Raw genomic sequence first — 18,756 nt, 5'->3', positions numbered from 1 at the left:
TTTTTTAGGAAAGGATCACCAGCCGTCGAGGCCGAGCTGCTGGGCCTGCTTCTTCACGTCCTCGTCGTAGAGGGCGGCGCCGTCCGCGGCGTCGCGGATGCCCGATCCGACCTCGACCGTGATCTGCTCGAGTGCCGGTCCCTTGATGGGGGAGAGGAACTCCAGCGCGAGGCCGGTCTGGCCGTTGTCGAAGTACGGCTGCATGTCGGAGACGATCGCCGGCACGTCGTCGGGCAGGTCGCAGCCGTCGACGACGAAGGGGCCGCCGAGAGTGGATGACGCGGCCGCGGCATCGCAACCGGCGGGCGAGGCCACCCACGCGGCGAAGTCCTTCGCCGCCTCCAGGGTCGCACCCTCCGTCGACTTCGGGATGTAGAGGCCGTTCGGCATCCACACCGTAAGGCCGGGCTCGTCGACGTTGTTACTCGGCATCGGGAAGACGCCGATGTCGCCGACCGCGTCGGGGTAGTTCGCCCCGACCGCGCTCGCGACGTTGCCGGTGAGCATCGGGTAGTGCGCCGCGGTGCCCTCGACGAGCATGCGTACGCCGTCGTCGTAGGTGGCCGAGGCGAAGTCCTCGTTGAAGTAGCCGGCGTCGAAGGCGTCCTGCTGGTTCTGGAAACCGGCGAGTCCGGGCTCGTCGACGAATTTGGCCTCGTTGGCCGTGTACTCGTCGGCCCACTCGGGGTCCTGGGCCAGCACGTTGTAGAAGTCGCCCAGCACGAAGAGCTGCGAGGTCCAGGTGTCGCCGTAGGTCTGCGCGATCGGGTCGATGCCGGCGGCCTTGATGATCTCGTTGTTGGCGTTGAACTCGTCGAGCGTGGTCGGCACCTCGAGTCCGAGCTGCTCGTAGACGGGCTTGCTGTAGGTCATCGCTCCGGCGAACGACGCTCCGACGGGAGCGCCGTAGAGCCCGTCGTCGGTGGAGACGGTCGTCACGAAGTCGTCGAGCAGCGAGCCGGTCCAGTCTTCGTCGGCGAGGTTCACCAGCGTCTGGTCGGGGTTGAGCGCCTGGAAGAGCGAGCCGCTGTTGTAGAAGAACAGGTCGTTCATCTCGCCGGTGGCGAGACGCGTCTTCACCAGGTTGTCGCCCTCGCCGCCGGCGGGGTGCGTCTCGGTGGTGATGGTGACGTCGGGGTTCTCCTCGTTGTAGGCCGCGATGAGCCCGTCGAAGAGGTCGACGCTCGACTGTGTGCTGTCGATGTAGATGGAAAGTTCGGTGCCGTCGGCGTCGTCACCCCCGCCCGAGCTGCAGCCGGTGGCGCCGAGAGCGACGGCGAGCACGCCCGCTCCGATGGCCAGTTTTTTCGACCTGAAAGATCTCATCCCTTACCTCCTTGTAAGACCCGGTCAACTCTGACTCGGCTCGGATAGATTGATTGAATCGCTTCAATTGGCACCACCATATGCCTCGGGATGAATCGTGTCAATCATCTGGCATTGCGAGATTGAAGCGCTTCAGTAATTATGGGCAGATGCGATACCCCACGGTTCAGCGTCGAACCCCTCAGCCCCAGGCGCGCTCGTGACGAGCGGCTCGCCGGAACTCGTCGACGACGCGCCCCGCCCCGTGCGCGCGGAGTCCGCGGCGGAGGCGGTCTCTCTCGCCCGTCACGCCGGACCGGACCGCCTGCCGGACCGGCCGGTCACGCCACCCGCCGACACGCAGTGGTGGTACCCGCCCGCCGAGTTCGAACTCGCGCTGCTCGGCCGTATCGTGCGCGACGGATTCGCCGCCAGCGACACGGTGCACTACAGCGACAACTACGGGCACCCGGCGGGCCGCGCGGACTTCCGTCGAGAGATCGAGCCGCACGAACACCTCGTCGTGCTGCGCAGCACGGGCACGCTCGCGGCCGCGGTCGACGGGCGGCCGGTGCCGCTCGGCGTCCTCGTCGGAGACGACGAGTTCCTGATCACGGTGCGCGGCGGGCGCACGCTCGAACTCACGGTCGAGTGCCCGCCCGGTGTGCCCGCCGCGGTGGGGGAGCCGCTCGCCCACCACGGTGCCGACTGGACCTGCCGTGTCGCCGGCGAGAGCGCGTGGTCGCCCGCGCGCGGCCGCCCGGGCACGGCCGGCGCGCCGCACCTCGCGCCGGAACCGGTCGTCGAGGTGCCGCTGCGCGACCTCGGCGGCGGACTCTGGCGGGCGGACGCGCCCGTGCTCGGCACGCCGGTCGTCGGCGGCGACATCCCGCCCCGCTTCCGGGCCGGCGAATCCCGCAGGGAGGCGCTCGCCGACACGGACACCGAGTCCCGCGCGGTCACCGTGCGGCACCGCGACACGGGCTGGACCACGTCGCACCCGCTCGCCATCGCCTTTTTGCGGGTCGACACCGCCGCGCCCGACGCGGTGGGCGTCGCCGCCCATGTGCGGCCGGTCGCCCGCCGCGGCGCGTTCCACTGCAGCGACCACCGCCTCAACCGCGTCTGGTCGACGAGCGCGTACACCCTGCGGCTCTGCATGCAGGGTCTCGTGGTCGACGGCATCAAGAGAGACCGGATGCCGTGGGCCGGCGACCAGGCATTGGCCGTCCTCGCCAACGCCTACGCCTTCGCCGACGCGCCGATCCAGCGCGACGGACTCGTCGCGCTGGGGCGGGCCCGCGACGGATACGTCAACGGGATCGCGGACTACTCGCTCTGGTGGGTGATCGCCCAGCGCGACTACCTCGAGCACTTCGGCGATCTCGAGCACGCCGCGCGGGAGGCCGACCACCTGCAGGCGTTTATGGAGGATCTCGCCGAGGACGTCGGGCGCGACGGCGTGTTCCGTCCGCGGCAGCGCGCGGGTTCGTTCGTCGACGCGGGCCCGGGGTCGGTGTTCATCGACTGGGGCGTGACGCTCGAGGAGGGGCGCGACCCGGTCGCCCTGCAGATGCTCTGGTACCGCGCCCTGCGCAGTGCCGAGCACGTGCTCGCCGCGGTCGGGCACGCGGGCGCGACGGGCTGGGCGCGCACGGCCGACACCGCCGCGGCGACCCTGCACGACCGTGGCTGGCACGCGCGCGACGGCGTCTGGCGCGAATACCTCGACGACGACGACGACGGCGCGGTGGGGCAGCGCGGCTACGCGAACCTGCTCGCCGTGCTCGCGGGCCTCGTGCCCGCGGACGGCGCGCGTACGGTCGCCGCGGAGATCGCGGCCGGCACCCCGGGCACCCCGTTCATGCGCTCGTTCGCCCTGCTCGCGCGGGCCGAGCTGGGCGACGCCGACGGAGTGGTCGCCGACATCGCCGACCGCTGGGGCCGCATGCTCGACGCCGGCGCCCAGACCTTCTGGGAGGAATTCGACGACGGGGATACGCCGCTCGCCATGTACGGGCGGCCGTTCGGCAAGAGCCTCTGCCACGGCTGGGCGGCGGGGCCGGCGGCGCTGCTGCCGCGCGTCGTGCTCGGGGTGCGGCCGCTGAGCGACGGGTGGCGCGAGTTCGGGGTCTCGCCGCGGCTCGGCGCGCTCGACTGGGCCTCGGCCGTGGTGCCCGTGCCCGGAGGCGAGATCTTCGTCACGGCCGACCGCGACCGGGTGCGGGTGGACGTGCCGGCCGGGCACACACTGGTGCGCGGCGACGAGCGCACGACGGGCCCCGCGACGGTCGAGTTCAGCGCACCGTCGACTGCTGCACCACGAGCTGCGGGGTGAGCACGACGCGCTGGTGACGGTGCTCGTCGCGGCCGTGCCGGATCTCGTCCATCAGCAGCTCCATCGCCACGGCCCCCAGCTGCCGCCCCTGCATCGTCACAGTCGTGAGCGTGAGGCGGCAGCGCGCCGCGGAGGTGTTGTCGTCGGTGCCCATCACGGCGATGTCGCCGGGAACGTCGATGCCGAGGTCGGCGGCCTGCTCGATGAACCCGACCGCGAGGTTGTCGGTGACCGCGACGACGGCGTCGGGACGCTCGGCCGCATCGCGCGCGGCGACCTGCCGCGCGATCGCGTTGCCCGAGCCGACCTCGAGGTCGTCGGCCACGATCTCTTCGAGGGTGACCGCGCCGTCCGTCTCGGCGACGGCGCGGCGGATGCCGTGGCGGCGCTGCTCCACGGGCTGCAGGTCCCAGTCGACGCTCACGAAGGCGATCCGGCGTCTGCCCAGGTCGATCAGGTGGCGGGCAGCGATGTAGCCGGCCGCATCGTTGTCCACGATGACCGAGCAGGCGTGGTCGGTGCCCGGGTCGTAGTTGACGAGCACCACGGGCACGTGCCGCTTGGTCAGCCGCTGGATCTGCGCGGAGGAGTCCTGCATCGGCGCGAGCAGCAGTCCCGCGACGCGCGCGCCGATGAACGAGTCGACGTTCGAGCTCTGCACCCCGAAGTCGTTCTCGCTGCCGGCCATCAGCAGGTTGAGGCCGGCCGCACGGGCGGTCGACTGCGCGCCGCGCGCGGCGTCGAGGAAGATCGAGTTGGCGAGGTCGATGACCACCAGGCCGATGTCGTGCGACCCGCCGTTGGCGAGCGAGCTGGCGTTGGTATCGCGCACAAAACCGAGGTGCTCGATCGAGCGCATCACGCGCGCCGAGGTGCCCTCTTTGACCTTGTCGGGGTGGTTGAGCACGTTCGACACCGTGCCGGTGGAGACGCCCGCGTGGCGCGCCACGTCGATGAGCTTGGCCGGCCGGTTGGTTCTGGCCGGCCCGTTCAGCCTCGACATCGTCGCTCCGTTCCGCGGGGTCACCTTTCGCAGAACATTACCCGCGTTTGAAGCGCTGCAATCGCGGCGGGCCTAGCGGTCGTTCTCCGCCAGCCACTGCAGCGACAGGGCGATGCCGTCGAAGGGGTCGCCGTCGTAGCCGTCGAACTCGACGATGCGCAGGGCGTGCGGGGCGGCCGCGAGGATCGCGGGCACGTTCGCGTCGCCGCTGCCGGCCGGAACCTGGGTCTCGAAAGCGGCGGTGAGCGACTCGGGCACCTTCAGCGCGCTCTCACTGCTGGGCAGCACGTCGGCGATGTCGCCGACGACCGGGCCGTCCTTGATGTGCAGGAACTGCACCCGCTCGCCGAGCGAGCGGAGGAACGCGGGGGTGTCGGCGCCGCCGACGGTCGACCAGAACGTGTCGACCTCGAGCACGACGTCGGGCGAGAGCTGCTCGAGGAACAGCTCGTAGACCGGCCTTCCGTCGACGCGGTTCGAGAACTCCCAGTTGTGGTTGTGGTATCCGAAGCGCAGTCCCGCGGCCGCGGCCTCGACCTGCAGCTCGTTCACGCGTTCGGCGAGGCGGGCGGCGTCGTCCGCGGTCTGCCAGCGGTCGCTCGGGATGAACGGGTCGATGACGGTGCCGATGCCGAGGCGGTTCGCGGCGTCGAAGATCGCGGCGGGGTCGGGCGAGTCGATCGTCGCGGCGTGGCCGGAGGGCGCGGCGAGTCCGGCGGCGGCGAGGGCCTTCTCGTACTCGGGGGCTCGCTCGACGAACGCGTAGGGCTCGACCTTCGTGAACCCGATCTCGGCGACGCGCGCGACGGCGGCGTGCAGGTCGGCGGCGATGGCATCGCGCACGGTGTACAGCTGGACGGACGGTGCAGTCATGGTTCTCCTGATCATCGGCGTTGACCCGTCAAGCCTACGCAGGTGTCGCGTGGGGTGTACCGACAGGGTCTGTCTCATCGCGCAGTGCGTGGGTACTTTCGAAGAAACGAGACACGAGGAGAACGCCATGCCGGCATGGACCGACAGCGAACTGTCGAAAATCGGCGCCGCCGACGAACTGAAGATCGCCTCGCAGCGGCCCGACGGCTCGCTGCGGGGCGATGTCATCATCTGGACCGTACGGGTGGGCGACGACATCTACGTCCGCTCCGCCTACGGCTCGACGAACCCCTGGTACCGCCGGGCCGTCGCGAGCGGTCTCGGCCGCATAAAGGCCGGCGGGGTGCAGAAGGACGTCGAATTCGTGGATGCCGCGGCCGACGACCACGCCGCCATCGACGCCGCGTACCACGCGAAGTACGACCGCTACGGCCCGGCCATCGTCGGCAGTGTCGTCGGCCCGGATGCCGCATCGGCCACGCTGCGGCTCGTGCCGCGCGGGGCGTGAGCCGCGGCATCCGATCGCTTGAAAAGGAAAAGCCCGGCCAGTGGGTATGTCTGGCCGGGCTTTTTTCTCAGTGACTACTCTTCGAGCTGTGCGTCGAGAGTGATCTCCACGCCGGTGAGCGCCTTGCTAACCGGGCAGGTGGCCTTGGCGTTCTGCGCGGCCTCGAGGAAGGTCGCGCTGTCGATGCCGCTGACTTCGCCGCGAACGGTGAGGTGGATGCCGGTGAGCTGGAAGCCGCCGGCGGGGTCGGTGCCGAGCGTGACGTCCGCGGTGACGTCGAGGACCTCGATCGTTCCGCCGGTCGCGCCGAGCACGGCCGAGAGCTGCATGGCGTAGCAGGCGGAGTGCGCCGCGGCGATGAGCTCTTCGGGGCTGGTGGAGCCGCCCGCCTTCTCTGCCGTGCGGGTCGGAAGGGCGATCGTGTAAGTGCCGAGGCCCGAGCTGGTCAGTTCGGTCTGGCCGGAGCCCTCTTCGACGCTGCCGATCCAAGCGGTGCGTGCGGTGCGTGTTGCCATGGTGTGTCCTTCTTTTTCGGGGTAGTCGGGTATCGGGTGGGTCGGGGATCAGGCGACGGAGCGCACGCGCTCGGCGAGTGCGGAGACCTGTGCCTGGAGCTGGATGAGGTCCTCGATCGCCAGGCCGGTGGAGCCGCAGACGGCGTCGCTGATGCGCGGTGCCTCGCTGCGGAGTGCGTCGCCCGCGGGGGTGAGGGAGATCTCGACGACGCGCTCGTCGGTGGCGGAGCGGCCCTTGCTGACGAGGCCGGCCTGCTCGAGGCGGCGCAGCAGCGGCGACAGCGTGCCGGAGTCTAGCTGTAGGCGCTTGCCGAGGGTGCCGACCGAGAGGGTGCCCGCGTCCCAGAGGGTGAGTAGCACGAGGTACTGCGGATAGGTGACGCCGAGCGGCGCGAGCAGGTCGCGATAGAGGGCGGTGAGCGACCGGGAGGCGCTGTACAGCGCGAAGCAGATCTGCTCCTCAGGCGGGAGTACCTTCACGGTGTCGGTCATGGGTGAAACCATAGCACGGTTGTGCGCAACCAAGTTGCGCACAACCGTTCAACCAGCGCCCCAGCGGGTGGAGCCTGTCGAAACCCGTAACCACGAGAAGGGATTTCGACAAGCTCAATCCGCTGCGATGTGAAACGCAATTTCACTCACCGTCCCGACATGAAAATGGCGTTCATCGTTAACCTTCGCGGGGCTGCCCGTTAAGCGCCGCTGCCTACTTTCGAGGTGTGAGCGAAACCACCATCCCCGACCAGGCGCCGATCGACGCCGTCGCCATCCGCGAGCGCATCCGTGCCGGGCTGACCACCTTCAGCCCCGCCGAGCGTCGCGTCGCCGCCGCCGTGCTCAAGGACCCGGTCGCGGTCATCCACCTCTCAGTCACCGAGCTCGCGGCGATCGCGGAGAGCTCGCCGGCCAGCGTCGTGCGCATGTGCGTCACACTCGGCCTGCGCGGCTTCCAAGACCTCAAGATCCGGCTCGCGAGCGAGGCCATCCCCTCGGCGCAGAGCCTGGTCGGCGAAATCGGCCCCGACGACGATCTCGCCGAGATGACCCGCAAGGTCATCGAGGGCACCTCCCGGGCGCTCGCCGACGCCGCGCGCACGATCGACATCGACGCCGTCGGTGCCATCGTCGACAGCGTGCTCGGCGCACGCCGCGTGATGTTCGGCGCCGTCGGTACCTCCGCGCCGCTCGCGCTCGACGCCGCCTACCGTCTCACCACGCTCGGAGTCGAGGCCTCGTTCGCCCAGGACGTGCACACGCAGCACGTCACGGCCCGCATGCTGCGCCCCGGCGACGTCTTCTTCGCGATCAGCCACACCGGCTCGACCTTCGAGACGCTCTCCACGGCGCGCGCCGCCCGTGCGGCGGGCGCGACCACGATCGCCCTGACCAGCTTCGCGCGCTCGCCGCTCACCGAGGTGTCCGACCTCGTGCTCGTGGCCGGCAGCGCGGAGACCGCCTACCGGGTCGAGGCGATGGCGAGCCGCGTCGTGCACCTCACCGTTCTCGACGCGATCTTCGTCGCCATCTCCCACCGCAGTGCCGACAGCACCGCCCACCTCGCCCTCACCGCAGACGTGCTCATCGAGCACCGGATGTAACCCCTCCCCGTATCCCTCCCGCTCCAGGACCAAAGGACTTCACCGTGCACGGAATCGTGAACCACGCAGACGGGATGCCGGCCTCCGGCGTCGCCGTGACCAACGGAACGCAGGTCACCCGCACGGGCGACGACGGCCAGTTCGAGCTGCCCGACGAGGGCCGCTTCGTCGCGATCACCCGCCCCACCGACCACACCGCCGCGACCTGGTGGCTCCCGGTATCCACCGACGAACTGCGCTTCACCATCGAGCGCTCGGTGCAGTCGCTGCCCTACGAGTTCGTGCACCTCACCGACACGCACATGACGGTGCCGCAGAGCGGCGTCGAGAGCGAGAAGGGCGGGTTCACGCTCTACCGCGAGGGCAGCCTGCCCGACGAGATCCGAGCGTTCCTGCGGTCGCTGCCCGAGGTCGCCCCCGACGCGCAGAGCATCTTCATCACCGGCGACCTGGTCGACCACGGCCTCGCCGAAGAGTACGAGGCGTACATCGAGGCGCTCGGTGCGAGCCCGGTGCCCGTGCACCTCATCCCCGGCAACCACGACCACATGAACGGTGCGCACGGCAGCTTCGTGAGCCGCAACAACTACCTCACCAACGTCGGCACGCCCGACCTCTACGAGCACTATCTCGGCCCGCGCTGGTATAGCTTCGACGTCGCCGGTCTGCACGTCGTCACCCTCGACTGGCACACCCACGAGCTCGGTCTCGACCACGAGCAGCAGAACGCGTGGCTGCGCGCCGACCTCGCGAGCATCCCTCACGGGAGCCCGTGGATCCTGCTCTTCCACGACCAGCCCGCCGCCTCGATCGTCGACGAGATGCCGTGGCTGCCGATCGCCGCGTTCTCGGGCCACTGGCACACCTCGCGCGTCGTCGAGGTCGACGGCACACTGCACGTCAACAGCCCGACGAGCTTCTTCGCGAACCTCGACTACAGCCCGCCGGCCTTCCGGCACGTGACCTGGGACGGCGAAGCCATCACGCTGCGCACCCAGATCATGCCGTGGCTGCCGACCCCTGCCTCGCTCGGCGACACCTCCACCGCGACGTATGCCGCGTCATCCACCCCTTCGATGGACGACGCGGTGCTCTGGCGGGCCGAACTCGCCGGCGCGGGCCAGCGTCAGCGCGTCACCGTCGACGGCGACATGGTCTTCGCCGGCGCGCAGATCGAAGACCGTCCCGCGGGCACGGTCGAGGCGCTCGACCTCGCCACCGGCGCTCTGCTCTGGCGCGCCCACACCTCGTCGGCGGTGAAGACCTCGCCGGTCGTCGCGGGCGACGTCGTGATCGCGGCCGAGGTGGGCGGCGACGTCTCGGGCTTCGACCGCCTCACCGGCGACCTGCTCTGGGTCACGCCGTCGACCGACCCGCTGCGCCGCTTCGCCTGGGGCAGCCCCACGGTGCAGGGCGACCGCGTCTACCTCGGCGACCAGTCCGACCTCCGGTGCCTCGACACCCGAACCGGCGAGGTGGTCTGGCGCCGCACCGATCTCTCGCCGCACCACAACCTGGTGAACCACTCGGCGCCGCTCGTGGTCGGCGACCTGCTCGTGCAGGGCTTCTGGCCGACGCCGTCGCACCCCGTCGGGCTCGACGCGCGCACCGGCGAGACCGTCTGGGCCAGCGCCGAGATGGGTGCCGACGACCTGTTCGCGGTGCTCAAGCGACTGCTGATCCTCGGCACCGCCGTCTTCGACGAGGCCACCGACAGCGTCGTCATCCCCGCGTTCGGCGCCACCACGAGCATCGACCGGGCGACCGGTCTGGTGCGCTGGGCGCAGGAACACGAGGGCGGCTTCAGCCCGGCCACCCCGATCGTGACCCCCGTCGGTTACGTCGTGACCGTCACCGGACACGGGCTTCGCATGGTGTCGGCCGAGACGGGCGAGACCCTCTGGGACCTGCCGATCGAGGGAGACGCCGCGTTCCCGATGGCCGCGTACACGAAGGCCGCGCACCCCGTGATCGCGCCGCCGGTGCTCGTCGGCGACGAGCTGCTGCTGCCGGGGCTCGACGGTGTGATCCGGCGCATCTCGCTCGACGGCGTCGTCGTCGGGCAGACGCAGCTCGCCTCGCCGATCGCCGCCGCGCTCGTCGACGCCGGCGACCGCCTGATCGCTGTCGGCACCGACGGCAACGTCATCGCGCTCTCGACCGAGGTCGCCCGATGACCGCCACCCTGGAGCGTCCCGTGACGGCACCCGACGCCGTGGCGGTGCGGAGGCGCGACCGCTCGAACCTCGTGCCGATCCTGTTCCTGGCCCCGGCCGGCGTCGCGATCGTCCTCTTCGTCATCCTTCCCGCCGTGCTCTCGCTCGTCGCGAGCTTCTTCTCCGTGCCGCTCGCCGGCGGCGCGTGGCAGTGGGTCGGCATCGCGAACTTCCAGCGCGTGCTCACCGACCCGGCCGTTTTGCAGGCGATCGGCAACACCGCGGTCTACTCGGTCATCACGATCGTGCCGAGTCTGGTCATCGGCCTCACGCTCGCCCTGCTTGCCAACTCGGTGAGCCGCGGCAAGCCGTTCGTGCGCACGGCGCTGTTTCTGCCGATGACCGCGAACCTGGTGGCGATGGCCGTGGTCTTCCGCTGGCTGTTCGCCTTCCAGGGCGGATTCGTCAACCAGCTGCTCGGCTTCGTCGGCTTCGGCGCGGTCAACTGGCTCGGCGACACCGACACCTCGCTCATCACGGTCGCCCTCGTCGGCGTCTGGCGCAGCGCGAGTTTCAGCATGATGATCTTCTTCGCCGGCCTCGCGACCATCCCCGGCACGCTCAACGAGGCGGCGAAGGCCGAGGGTATCCGCGGCTTCACCAAGCTGCGCAAGATCACCCTGCCGACCATGAAACCCACCGTCGTCTTCGCCGTCGTGCTCGCCGTCCTCGCGTCCGTGCAGGCGTTCGACACCATCAACGTGATGACGCAGGGAGGGCCGCAGGGCTCGAGCGAGACGATCCTCACCATGAGCTGGAAACTCGGGTTCGGGTATTTCGATCTCGGCGCGGCATCCGCCCTCTCGTTCTTGCTCCTCGTCGTCCTCATCGGTGTCGGAATCCTCCAGCGCCGCGTTCTTTCGGGAGGCTCCAAGTGACCCACGCCCTCAGTGTCGGCCGCTGGCTGCTCATCGTCGTCGCCGTACTCATCTCGCTTTTCCCTTTTTATTGGATGCTGCGGACCGCCGTTTCGCCCGCTGACGAGGTCTTCTTCGACGGCATCTCCCTCGTGCCGTCCGAACTCGACTGGTCGAACTTCGTGCGTGCCTGGGAGGACGCCAACCTCGGCCGCGCCGTGCTCAACGGCGTGATCGTGACGGTGTCGATCCTCGTGCTGCAGCTCGTCACCTGCATCCCGGCGGCCTACGTGCTGGCGAAGGTGAAGATGCGCGGCACCGGGCTCGTGCTCGGCATCGTGCTCGGCTGCCTGCTGGTGCCGGCGCAGGTGACGCTCATTCCCACGTTCATCGGGGTGAACATGCTCGGCCTCGCCGACACCCTCACGGCGCTCGTGCTGCCGTTCGTGACGAGCGCGTTCGGCATCTTCCTGCTGCGCCAGCAGATGATGTCGATCCCCGACTCGCTCATGGAGGCGGCCCGCACCGACGGCCTCGGCCACTTCCGCACGCTGCGCAACGTCGTTATCCCGATGGCGGCGCCCGGCATCGCGGCCTTCAGCGTCTTCTCGGTGTTCACCCACTGGAACGACTACATGTGGCCGCTGCTCATCGCGCGCAGCACCGACATCGCCACCCCGCCGCTCGCGCTCGGGGTCTTCCAGCAGGCGGACGTCGGCCTCGACTACTCCGCCCTCAGCGCGGGAGCCGTCATCGTCACGGCACCCGTCGTCATCCTGTTCCTCTTCGCCCAGAAGCGCTTCGTGCAGGGCATGAGCGGCACAGAGATCCCCGGCTAACCCTTCCGTCCCCTTCCACCCTCACTCACACCACCCCTCTCACCCCAGGAGTAATCGTCATGCCCAAAAAACGCCTCACTCTCGCGCTCGGTGCCCTCGCCACCGGTTCCCTCCTCCTCAGCGGCTGCGCCGCGTCGACAACACCGGTGACGGATGTCGCAATCGCCGACATCGCGGACATCGCCAGCTGCGACCCGGCCGAATCGCCGATCACTGTGACCTTCGGCACCCAGGCCGCCGAAGCCATGGAGATCGCCGTCGCGAACCTGAAGGCCGAATACCCCGGCCTCGAGATCGCCGCCGAACCGCAGGCGACCTCGAGCTACGACGACCTGACCAAGACGGTCGTCGCCGACATCGCAGTGGGCAAACGCCCCGACCTGATCATGACGGGCCTCGGCCAGCTGCGGTTCTGGACCGACACCTACGAGCCCGCACCGATCGACACCGCCGCTCTCCCTGCGACCTACAAGACGCAGTTCCTCGACGCGGGAACCGTCGACGGCACCGTCTACCTCGCCCCGGCGCAGATCTCCACGCCCGTGCTGCTCGTCAACCAGGACGCGCTCGACGCGGCCGACGCCGGCGAGGCCGCGGACATCACCACCTTCGACGAGCTCGTCGAGGCCGCCGAGAAGGTCACCGCCGAGACCGGCGCTCCCTCGGTGAGTATCCCCGCGGTCGGCCTCGCCGACTGGTTCAGCCAGGCCTTCGTGCAGGGATCGGGCGAGACCTTCGTGAACGAGGACGGCTCGGCCGGCTTCGGAACCGACAAGGCCGTCGAGGCGCTGTCGATCTGGTCGACCCTCGCCGACAAGGGCCTCGAGCTCGGCATCGCCGACCAGGACGCGATGGCACAGTTCATCGGCGGAAACGCGGCGTTCCTCGTCTACACGACGTCGACCATCGCGTCGCTGCAGAAAGGCATCGGCGACTCGTTCGAGTGGACGCCCGTCGACCTGCCGAGCGTCGACGCCGACGGCGGCGCGCTCCCGGCCGGCGGTAACGGCTGGATCGTGCTGAGCGACGACGAGTGCCGCGCCGCCTTCGCGAACGCGCTCATCGGCGAGCTGCTCTCGCCCGAGGCCGTCGCCGGCGCCAGCGGAACCTCGTACAGCTACATCCCCGTCGACACCGAGGCGGGCGAGGCCCTGCTGGCCAGCGACGCCGCCACCCCCCAGCTCACCTACGCGTGGAGCTACGACAAGCCCCTCACCCCGTGGGGCGGCTTCGACGGAACCAACATCGTGCGCGTGAACGACACGATCCGCACCATGGCGCAGAAGCTGCAGGCCGGAGACGACGCGGAACCGACCGTGGCCTCCGCCGTCAGCGGCATCGACGCGATCGTCGGCGAGTAACCATGGCCACCGTCGAACTCTCCGGTATCCGCAAGTCGTTCGGGGGCGTCACCGCCCTCGACGGGATCGACCTGTCGATCGGGGACGGCGAGAACTTCGCCATCCTCGGCCCGTCGGGGTCGGGCAAGTCCACCCTGCTGCGCATCATCGCCGGCCTCGAAGACCAGGACTCGGGTTCGGTGTCGTTCGGCGGTGTCTCGCAGGCGGGCATCCCCCCGCACAAGCGCGACGCGGCGATCGTGTTCCAGCACTTCGCCCTCTACCCGCACCTCACCGCGCTCGAGAACATCACCCTCGGACTGCGGCACGGGCTCGGGCTCCCCAAGAAGGAGGCGTCCGACCGGGCGCACGAGATCGCGACGCGCATGCAGGTCGAGTCTCTGCTCGCCCGCAAGCCGAAGGAGATGTCGGGCGGCCAGCGTCAGCGCATCGCCCTGGCCCGCGCGCTCGCCCGCCGCAGCGGCATCGTGCTGCTCGACGAGCCGCTCTCGGGCCTCGACGCCCAGCTGCACGCGGTCCTGCGGCTCGAGATCGCGTCGCTGCTTCGCGCCGTGGGTGCAACCGGCATCAACGTGACGCACGACCAGCTCGATGCGATGGCGATGGCCGACCGCATCGCGGTGATCAACGCCGGGCGCATCGAGCAGGTCGGTACTCCCGACGAGCTCTACGCGCGGCCCGCCACGCTGTTCGTCGCGTCGTTCGTCGGCTCCCCGCCGATGAACCTCGTCGAGATCGACAGCAACGGCGGCTCGGCGTTCGGCAGCCACCGCGGCCAGATCGGCCCGGTCACGCTCGGCATCCGCGCCGAGCACTTGCGGCTCGGCTCCGCGTCGGAGCCGGGCTGGTCGATCACGGGAACCGTGGGCTTGGTCGAGCCGACCGGCAAGGACCGCGTCGTGCAGCTGGTGACGGATGCCGGTCAGATCGTCGCCTTCCGCTGCGAAGTGGCCGAGAGCCCGGTGCCCGGCTCCCGCGTCACGGTGGTCGGATCCCCGCGGGACGTGCTCGTCTACTCGCGGGAATCCGGCCTCCTCCTCGGCAGCGCCGAGAGCGAGGGTGTCGAGCTCGTCACGATGGTGCACGCGTGACGGCTGTCGCCGCGGCGCTCGCCGACACGATGGTGCTGTTCGACTGGAACGGCACCGTCGTGCTCGACGGTGACCGGGCGCGAGACGCGCTCAACGGAGTACTCGGGAGGCGTGGCCTCGGGCTGCTCGACGAGACCCAGTTCGCGACCCGGTTCCGGCTGCCCATGGGCGAGATGTTCGAGGAGCTCGGGGTCGCCACGGGAGCCCTGCTCCCGGCCGAGGCCGAGTGGAACGCGCACATGGCGTCGGAAACCACGCGGCTGCGCGCCGGTGCTGTCGGCGCCCTCGACCGGCTGGCCGCCGACGGTGCCTGGCTCGGAGTCGTCTCGGCCGCGGCACGGGAGGCGGTCGACTTCGACCGAGCGTCTCTCGGAGTGCCGGACGTCTGGCGCTCGGTCGAAGCACCCGTCGTCGACAAGGTCGCCGCGCTCGCCGCGCACCGGCATGAACGCGCCCGCGCGTTCTACGTCGGCGACACCGCCTACGACATGCGCTCGGCGCTCGAGGCCGGCTACGTGCCGATCGGCGTCGCGGGGGGATACGCGCCGGTCGAGGTACTGCACGCCGCGGGGGCGTCGCACGTCATCGAGGACCTGGACGAGCTGCTGGCTCTGGTGGTTCGCTAACGGGTTGAGCCTGTCGAAACCGCCTCAGACCTCGCCGAACCCCGCCTCCGCCATCGCCCGGATCGTCTCGACCGCCACGGCCGCATCGGCCCCGCTCGCCTCGATCCGCAGCACCGCGCCCTGCTGCGCGCCCAGCGACATCAGCCCCATCAGGCTCTTCGCCGAGACGCCCGGCGCCGACCCCGTCGAGACCGTGACCGTCGCGTCCACCTCTGCGAGGGCGGCGACGATCGCGGCGGCGGGGCGCGCGTGCAGCCCGAGCGGGTTGACGAGCGTCACCTCGACGGCGCCGGTCGTGGGCAAGGATGCCGCGGCCGGCGCCGCGCCAGGCCCGGCCAGCTGCGCGTTCTTCGCCGTCATCGCCCCCGCCGCCTCGCGGTCGGCCTCGTCGAGGCTCGCCCCGGCCGCGGCCAGCACTATTCCGGCGACCACCCCCTCGACGAACGGCGCGGTGCTCAGGCGCACCGGCGCATCCGTCGTCGTGAACTCGAGCGCCATGCCCGCGCTCAGCACGGCCGAGCCGAGATCCATAAACACGAGCACCCCGTCGGGGCCGGCCACCTCGTCGATCGCGGCGGCGACGGCAACCGCGTCGGTGCCGAACACCCCGCCGCCGGCGCCCGCCGCGACGGCGACGCGCGGGGGAGTGCCGCCCGCCATGTCGAGGGCGAGCGCGACGGCCGCGTCCGCCAGCGCGGGGCTGTGCGAGACGACGACGATGCCGATCACGCGGCGTCGCCCAGCGCGTCGGCGAGTGCCCGGAACAGGAACGCCGTCGACGTCGCGCCCGGGTCGAGGTGCCCGGCGCTGCGGTCGCCGAGGTAGCTCGCGCGTCCCTTGCGCGCCACGAGCGGCTCGGTGGCGTCGCGACCGGCCGCGGCGGCGTCGGCTGCAGCCGAGGCTGCCGCGGCGATCGACGAACCCGACCCGAGACCGGCGTCCAGTGCGTCGAGGGCCGGGCCCATGGCATCCACCATCGTCTTGTCGCCCGGCTCGGCGTTGCCGCGGGCGAGCACCCCCGCGAACCCGGCGCGCAGCGCGGCAGCGAGGGCCGCGCCGTCGAGTTCGGTGACCGCGCCGGCCGTGGTGCCGATCCGGAGGAAGAACGTGCCGTAGAGCGGCCCGCTCGCACCTCCGACCGAGCTCACCAGCGTCATCCCGGCCGTCTTGAAGAGGGCGTCGATCGTGGCGGGGCTGCCGAGCTTGAGCTCGACGGTGTTCATGCCGCGCGCCATGTTCGAGCCGTGGTCGGCGTCGCCGATCGCGGAGTCGAGTTCGGTCAGGTAGGCCTGGTTCTCGACCACGAGCGCCTGGAAGCGGGCGAGCCAGTCGGTGAGTTCCTCGAGCGAGGCGGTGTCTGCCACTAGATGCCCCAGCGCAGACCGGAGGTGTTGACCGGCGCGTCCCACAGGCCGAGCAGCTCGTCGTCGGCCTGCAGCAGGGTGACCGAGCAGCCGGCCATGTCGAGGCTGGTGATGTAGTTGCCGACCAGGTTGCGGGCCACGGTGACGCCCGCCTTCTCGAGCAGCTTCGCCACCTCCCCGTACATGAGGTACAGCTCGAGCAGCGGCGAGCCGCCCATGCCGTTGAGCAGGGCGATCACCGGGCCCTTCGTGAAGTCGAGGTCGGCGAGAATCGGTTCGACGAGCTGCTGGGCGATGGATGACGCGGGCGCCAACGGCACACGATGGCGCCCGGGCTCCCCGTGGATCCCCACGCCGATCTCCATCATGTCGTCGGGCAGGTCGAAGGTCGGCTTGCCGGCCGAGGGCACCGTGCAGCTGGTGAGCGCCATGCCCATCGAGCGCCCCGTGTTCGCGACCCGGGTGGCCAGCTCGGTGATGGCCGCGAGGTCGCGGCCCTCCTCGGCCGCGGCGCCGACGATCTTCTCGAGCAGCACTGTCGTGCCCACGCCGCGCCGTCCGGCGGTCCAGGTCGAGTCCTCCACGGCCACGTCGTCGGCCACCACGACCGATGCGACCTTGACCCCGGTCTCGGCCTCGGCGAGCTCGGCGGCCATCTCGAAGTTCATCACGTCGCCGGTGTAGTTCTTCACGATGTGCAGCACGCCCGCGCCGGAATCAGCGACCTTGGTGGCCTCGATCATCTGGTCGGGGGTGGGGGAGGTGAAGACCTCCCCGGCGCACGCCGCGTCGAGCATGCCGAACCCGACGAAGCCGCCGTGCAGCGGCTCGTGGCCCGAACCGCCGCCCGAGATGAGCGCGACCTTGCCGGCCTTGGTCGGAGTGCCTCGGTAGATGATGCGGTTCTCGTGGTCGACGGCGAGTTCGGGATGCGCCGCCGCGACACCGACCAGGGCATCGGCGAGAACGTCCTCGGGGGCGTTGATGAGCTTCTTCATGTCGGGACCTTCCGTGTTCGTCATTGAACGTGGTGGCACGTGCGCAAGGGCGCACGCCCAGCGGATCGTCGCCAAAGTACCACGGCGGGGTAACCAGAGGCAGGGGCTGCCCTAGAGCCGCCGATTGCCGCAAATCGACCCATATTGCTGCCGATGGGTCGATTTGCGGCATTGTGGTGCGCTACCCCGGACATCCAGCCGCCCAAAGGGTTCGCGCGACCCGCGCGACGGCCACTTCGGGCCGGGGGTACAGCTGACGCTTGCGGGTTTGCACGGTCGTGTAGCCGGCCTGGCGGAAGTCGTCGAGGCGGATCTGGTCACGGTCGTACTGCGCGCTCGACGTGCGGTGCTGCTCACCGTCGTACTCGCTGATGACCTTCCATTCTCGGAAGAGCTGGTCGGCGCGCCCCAGCCATCGGCCGAGGTCGTCGTAGATGTCCACCCCGAGCTCTGGTTCGGGAAGCCCCGCCCGCACCAAGACCAGCCGCAGCCGAGTTTCCTGGCGGGACTCGACGTGCTCCCTGACGTCGAGAATGGCGGATGCCGCGGCGCGTGAACCCGGGCCGGAGAAGTCCAGCAGCCTGTCGCCCAATTGCGCGATCGATGCGTACGGCCGCGGATCATGAGGGTCGAACCTCACGGGATCGAGCACCAGGTGATCCGCGACCGCCACGAGGTCGTCGTGCCCGAGCCGCGTCGCAGCCGTGGTGCCGAGCGACAACCACGTCGCCGCTGGGTCGGAGGTCGGGAGCCCGAATCGGTCGACCACGGGTATCCCGGCCGGCGCTCGGTGCCCGACGATCCCACGGCTGCGCGGCGCCCGGCCGGGCGCGAACACGGAGACGTGCAACGGCTCGTCGAGCGTGAACTCGCCCGGCATCGGCGCCTTCCAGAGTCGCGCGGCTGTCGTGTGGCTGAAGAACTGCCCGGGCCGCAGCAGCGGCGCGTAGGCCCGGCAGCGCTCGACGAGCAGGTCGAATTCCTCGGCCGCGCGCGGGGAGGGAAAGCTGCCGAACTCGTTGGGGAGTGGGGCAGGCCCCGGCCGCGGCACCCGGACTCCGTGAAACGGCCGGTCGAGATCGCGACCGCGTAACCGTCCTTCTCCGATTCCGGCGCGACGGGCGGCACCAGTCGCGAACGGCTCACGACCGAACTCTGGAGGGAGTGGATCTCGGCGGCCCATCGCAGAATCCTCCCCCGCGCGGACCACATCGCGGGAATCTTATCCACACCGATCGCGTTGCCGAATATCGACCCATTCACT

General features: G+C 70.3%; 18 protein-coding genes. 9 read left to right on the top strand and 9 right to left on the bottom strand.

Annotated features, from left to right (window positions below; translation table 11 throughout):
• Positions 1 to 15: 15 nt before the first annotated feature.
• Positions 16 to 1,326: an ABC transporter substrate-binding protein gene (locus HD599_RS14495; RefSeq protein WP_184238807.1), complete on the bottom strand. Its 1,311-nt coding sequence runs from the start codon at positions 1,324 to 1,326 to the stop codon at positions 16 to 18.
• A 199-nt stretch (positions 1,327 to 1,525) separates the two neighbouring features.
• Between HD599_RS14495 and HD599_RS18360 the strand changes: the two genes are divergently transcribed.
• Positions 1,526 to 3,643, top strand: coding sequence for an alpha-L-rhamnosidase-related protein (locus HD599_RS18360; protein WP_184238805.1), 2,118 nt, complete (start codon positions 1,526 to 1,528; stop codon positions 3,641 to 3,643).
• On the opposite strand, the gene HD599_RS14485 is transcribed toward HD599_RS18360, so the two are convergent.
• Positions 3,603 to 4,646 (bottom strand): LacI family DNA-binding transcriptional regulator, encoded by a 1,044-nt coding sequence (locus HD599_RS14485; protein ID WP_184238802.1) that lies wholly within the window; start codon positions 4,644 to 4,646, stop codon positions 3,603 to 3,605. The two genes, HD599_RS18360 and HD599_RS14485, sit on opposite strands and share 41 nt — an antisense overlap.
• 72 nt (positions 4,647 to 4,718) lie before the next feature.
• Positions 4,719 to 5,519, bottom strand: coding sequence for a sugar phosphate isomerase/epimerase family protein (locus HD599_RS14480; protein WP_184238800.1), 801 nt, complete (start codon positions 5,517 to 5,519; stop codon positions 4,719 to 4,721).
• A gap of 127 nt (positions 5,520 to 5,646) precedes the next feature.
• On the opposite strand from HD599_RS14480, the gene HD599_RS14475 reads away from it, so the two are divergent.
• Complete coding sequence (locus HD599_RS14475) at positions 5,647 to 6,027, top strand: DUF2255 family protein (protein WP_184238798.1); 381 nt, start codon at positions 5,647 to 5,649, stop codon at positions 6,025 to 6,027.
• A 74-nt stretch (positions 6,028 to 6,101) separates the two neighbouring features.
• Here the strand turns inward: HD599_RS14475 and HD599_RS14470 are convergent, their stop codons facing one another.
• Positions 6,102 to 6,542 (bottom strand): OsmC family peroxiredoxin, encoded by a 441-nt coding sequence (locus HD599_RS14470; RefSeq protein WP_184238797.1) that lies wholly within the window; start codon positions 6,540 to 6,542, stop codon positions 6,102 to 6,104.
• A gap of 48 nt (positions 6,543 to 6,590) precedes the next feature.
• Entirely contained in the window at positions 6,591 to 7,034 is a 444-nt protein-coding gene (locus tag HD599_RS14465) for a MarR family winged helix-turn-helix transcriptional regulator (protein WP_184238795.1), read from the bottom strand.
• A 227-nt stretch (positions 7,035 to 7,261) separates the two neighbouring features.
• Here HD599_RS14465 and HD599_RS18355 point away from each other — a divergent pair, with 227 nt between their 5' ends.
• Genes HD599_RS18355 through HD599_RS14430 form a run of 7 tightly spaced genes read left to right on the top strand, consistent with a single transcriptional unit; the run spans position 7,262 to position 15,130 of the window.
• A complete protein-coding gene (locus HD599_RS18355) occupies positions 7,262 to 8,140 on the top strand; it encodes an SIS domain-containing protein (protein ID WP_221420520.1) in 879 nt (292 codons plus the stop codon).
• 56 nt (positions 8,141 to 8,196) lie between these two features.
• Complete coding sequence (locus HD599_RS14455) at positions 8,197 to 10,317, top strand: outer membrane protein assembly factor BamB family protein (protein ID WP_184238793.1); 2,121 nt, start codon at positions 8,197 to 8,199, stop codon at positions 10,315 to 10,317.
• Complete coding sequence (locus HD599_RS14450; protein WP_184238791.1) at positions 10,314 to 11,234, top strand: carbohydrate ABC transporter permease; 921 nt, start codon at positions 10,314 to 10,316, stop codon at positions 11,232 to 11,234. The genes HD599_RS14455 and HD599_RS14450 overlap by 4 nt, the downstream gene beginning before the upstream one ends.
• Entirely contained in the window at positions 11,231 to 12,052 is an 822-nt protein-coding gene (locus HD599_RS14445) for a carbohydrate ABC transporter permease (protein ID WP_343062092.1), read from the top strand. The genes HD599_RS14450 and HD599_RS14445 overlap by 4 nt, the downstream gene beginning before the upstream one ends.
• Positions 12,053 to 12,111: 59 nt before the next feature.
• Positions 12,112 to 13,413: an extracellular solute-binding protein gene (locus tag HD599_RS14440; protein ID WP_184238789.1), complete on the top strand. Its 1,302-nt coding sequence runs from the start codon at positions 12,112 to 12,114 to the stop codon at positions 13,411 to 13,413.
• A 2-nt stretch (positions 13,414 to 13,415) separates the two neighbouring features.
• Positions 13,416 to 14,504 carry an ABC transporter ATP-binding protein gene (locus HD599_RS14435; protein ID WP_184238787.1) on the top strand — a complete coding sequence of 363 codons (1,089 nt, stop codon included), beginning with the start codon at positions 13,416 to 13,418 and terminating at the stop codon, positions 14,502 to 14,504.
• Entirely contained in the window at positions 14,501 to 15,130 is a 630-nt protein-coding gene (locus HD599_RS14430; RefSeq protein ID WP_184238785.1) for an HAD hydrolase-like protein, read from the top strand. The genes HD599_RS14435 and HD599_RS14430 overlap by 4 nt, the downstream gene beginning before the upstream one ends.
• A 24-nt stretch (positions 15,131 to 15,154) precedes the next feature.
• On the opposite strand, the gene HD599_RS14425 is transcribed toward HD599_RS14430, so the two are convergent.
• The 4 genes from HD599_RS14425 to HD599_RS14410 form a co-directional block, all read right to left on the bottom strand.
• Positions 15,155 to 15,859 (bottom strand): HPr family phosphocarrier protein, encoded by a 705-nt coding sequence (locus HD599_RS14425; RefSeq protein ID WP_184238783.1) that lies wholly within the window; start codon positions 15,857 to 15,859, stop codon positions 15,155 to 15,157.
• A complete protein-coding gene (dhaL, locus tag HD599_RS14420; protein ID WP_184238781.1) occupies positions 15,856 to 16,494 on the bottom strand; it encodes a dihydroxyacetone kinase subunit DhaL in 639 nt (212 codons plus the stop codon). Before dhaL ends, HD599_RS14425 begins: the two co-directional genes overlap by 4 nt.
• Positions 16,494 to 17,492, bottom strand: a complete 999-nt coding sequence (gene dhaK, locus HD599_RS14415) for a dihydroxyacetone kinase subunit DhaK (RefSeq protein ID WP_184238779.1) — start codon at positions 17,490 to 17,492, stop codon at positions 16,494 to 16,496. Before dhaK ends, dhaL begins: the two co-directional genes overlap by 1 nt.
• Positions 17,493 to 17,673: 181 nt before the next feature.
• Positions 17,674 to 18,675, bottom strand: a complete 1,002-nt coding sequence (locus HD599_RS14410; protein ID WP_184238777.1) for a hypothetical protein — start codon at positions 18,673 to 18,675, stop codon at positions 17,674 to 17,676.
• Between the last annotated feature and the right edge of the window lie 81 nt (positions 18,676 to 18,756).

This window comes from Conyzicola lurida (genome assembly GCF_014204935.1).
GTDB classification, from domain to species: Bacteria; Actinomycetota; Actinomycetes; order Actinomycetales; family Microbacteriaceae; genus Conyzicola; species Conyzicola lurida.
The sequence above is the reverse complement of the archived record's forward strand: the minus strand, read 5'-3'. Positions and strand labels throughout refer to the sequence as shown.

Excerpts from the sequence above, each read along its gene's own strand:
- HD599_RS14495 (WP_184238807.1), bottom strand. The coding sequence starts at position 1,326 with ATGAGATCTTTCAGGTCGAAAAAACTGGCCATCGGAGCGGGCGTGCTC.
- HD599_RS14485 (WP_184238802.1), bottom strand. The coding sequence starts at position 4,646 with ATGTCGAGGCTGAACGGGCCGGCCAGAACCAACCGGCCGGCCAAGCTC.
- HD599_RS14480 (WP_184238800.1), bottom strand. The coding sequence starts at position 5,519 with ATGACTGCACCGTCCGTCCAGCTGTACACCGTGCGCGATGCCATCGCC.
- HD599_RS14475 (WP_184238798.1), top strand. The coding sequence starts at position 5,647 with ATGCCGGCATGGACCGACAGCGAACTGTCGAAAATCGGCGCCGCCGAC.
- HD599_RS14470 (WP_184238797.1), bottom strand. The coding sequence starts at position 6,542 with ATGGCAACACGCACCGCACGCACCGCTTGGATCGGCAGCGTCGAAGAG.
- HD599_RS14465 (WP_184238795.1), bottom strand. The coding sequence starts at position 7,034 with ATGACCGACACCGTGAAGGTACTCCCGCCTGAGGAGCAGATCTGCTTC.
- HD599_RS14450 (WP_184238791.1), top strand. The coding sequence starts at position 10,314 with ATGACCGCCACCCTGGAGCGTCCCGTGACGGCACCCGACGCCGTGGCG.
- HD599_RS14440 (WP_184238789.1), top strand. The coding sequence starts at position 12,112 with ATGCCCAAAAAACGCCTCACTCTCGCGCTCGGTGCCCTCGCCACCGGT.
- HD599_RS14435 (WP_184238787.1), top strand. The coding sequence starts at position 13,416 with ATGGCCACCGTCGAACTCTCCGGTATCCGCAAGTCGTTCGGGGGCGTC.
- dhaK (WP_184238779.1), bottom strand. The coding sequence starts at position 17,492 with ATGAAGAAGCTCATCAACGCCCCCGAGGACGTTCTCGCCGATGCCCTG.
- HD599_RS14410 (WP_184238777.1), bottom strand. The coding sequence starts at position 18,675 with ATGGGCCGCCGAGATCCACTCCCTCCAGAGTTCGGTCGTGAGCCGTTC.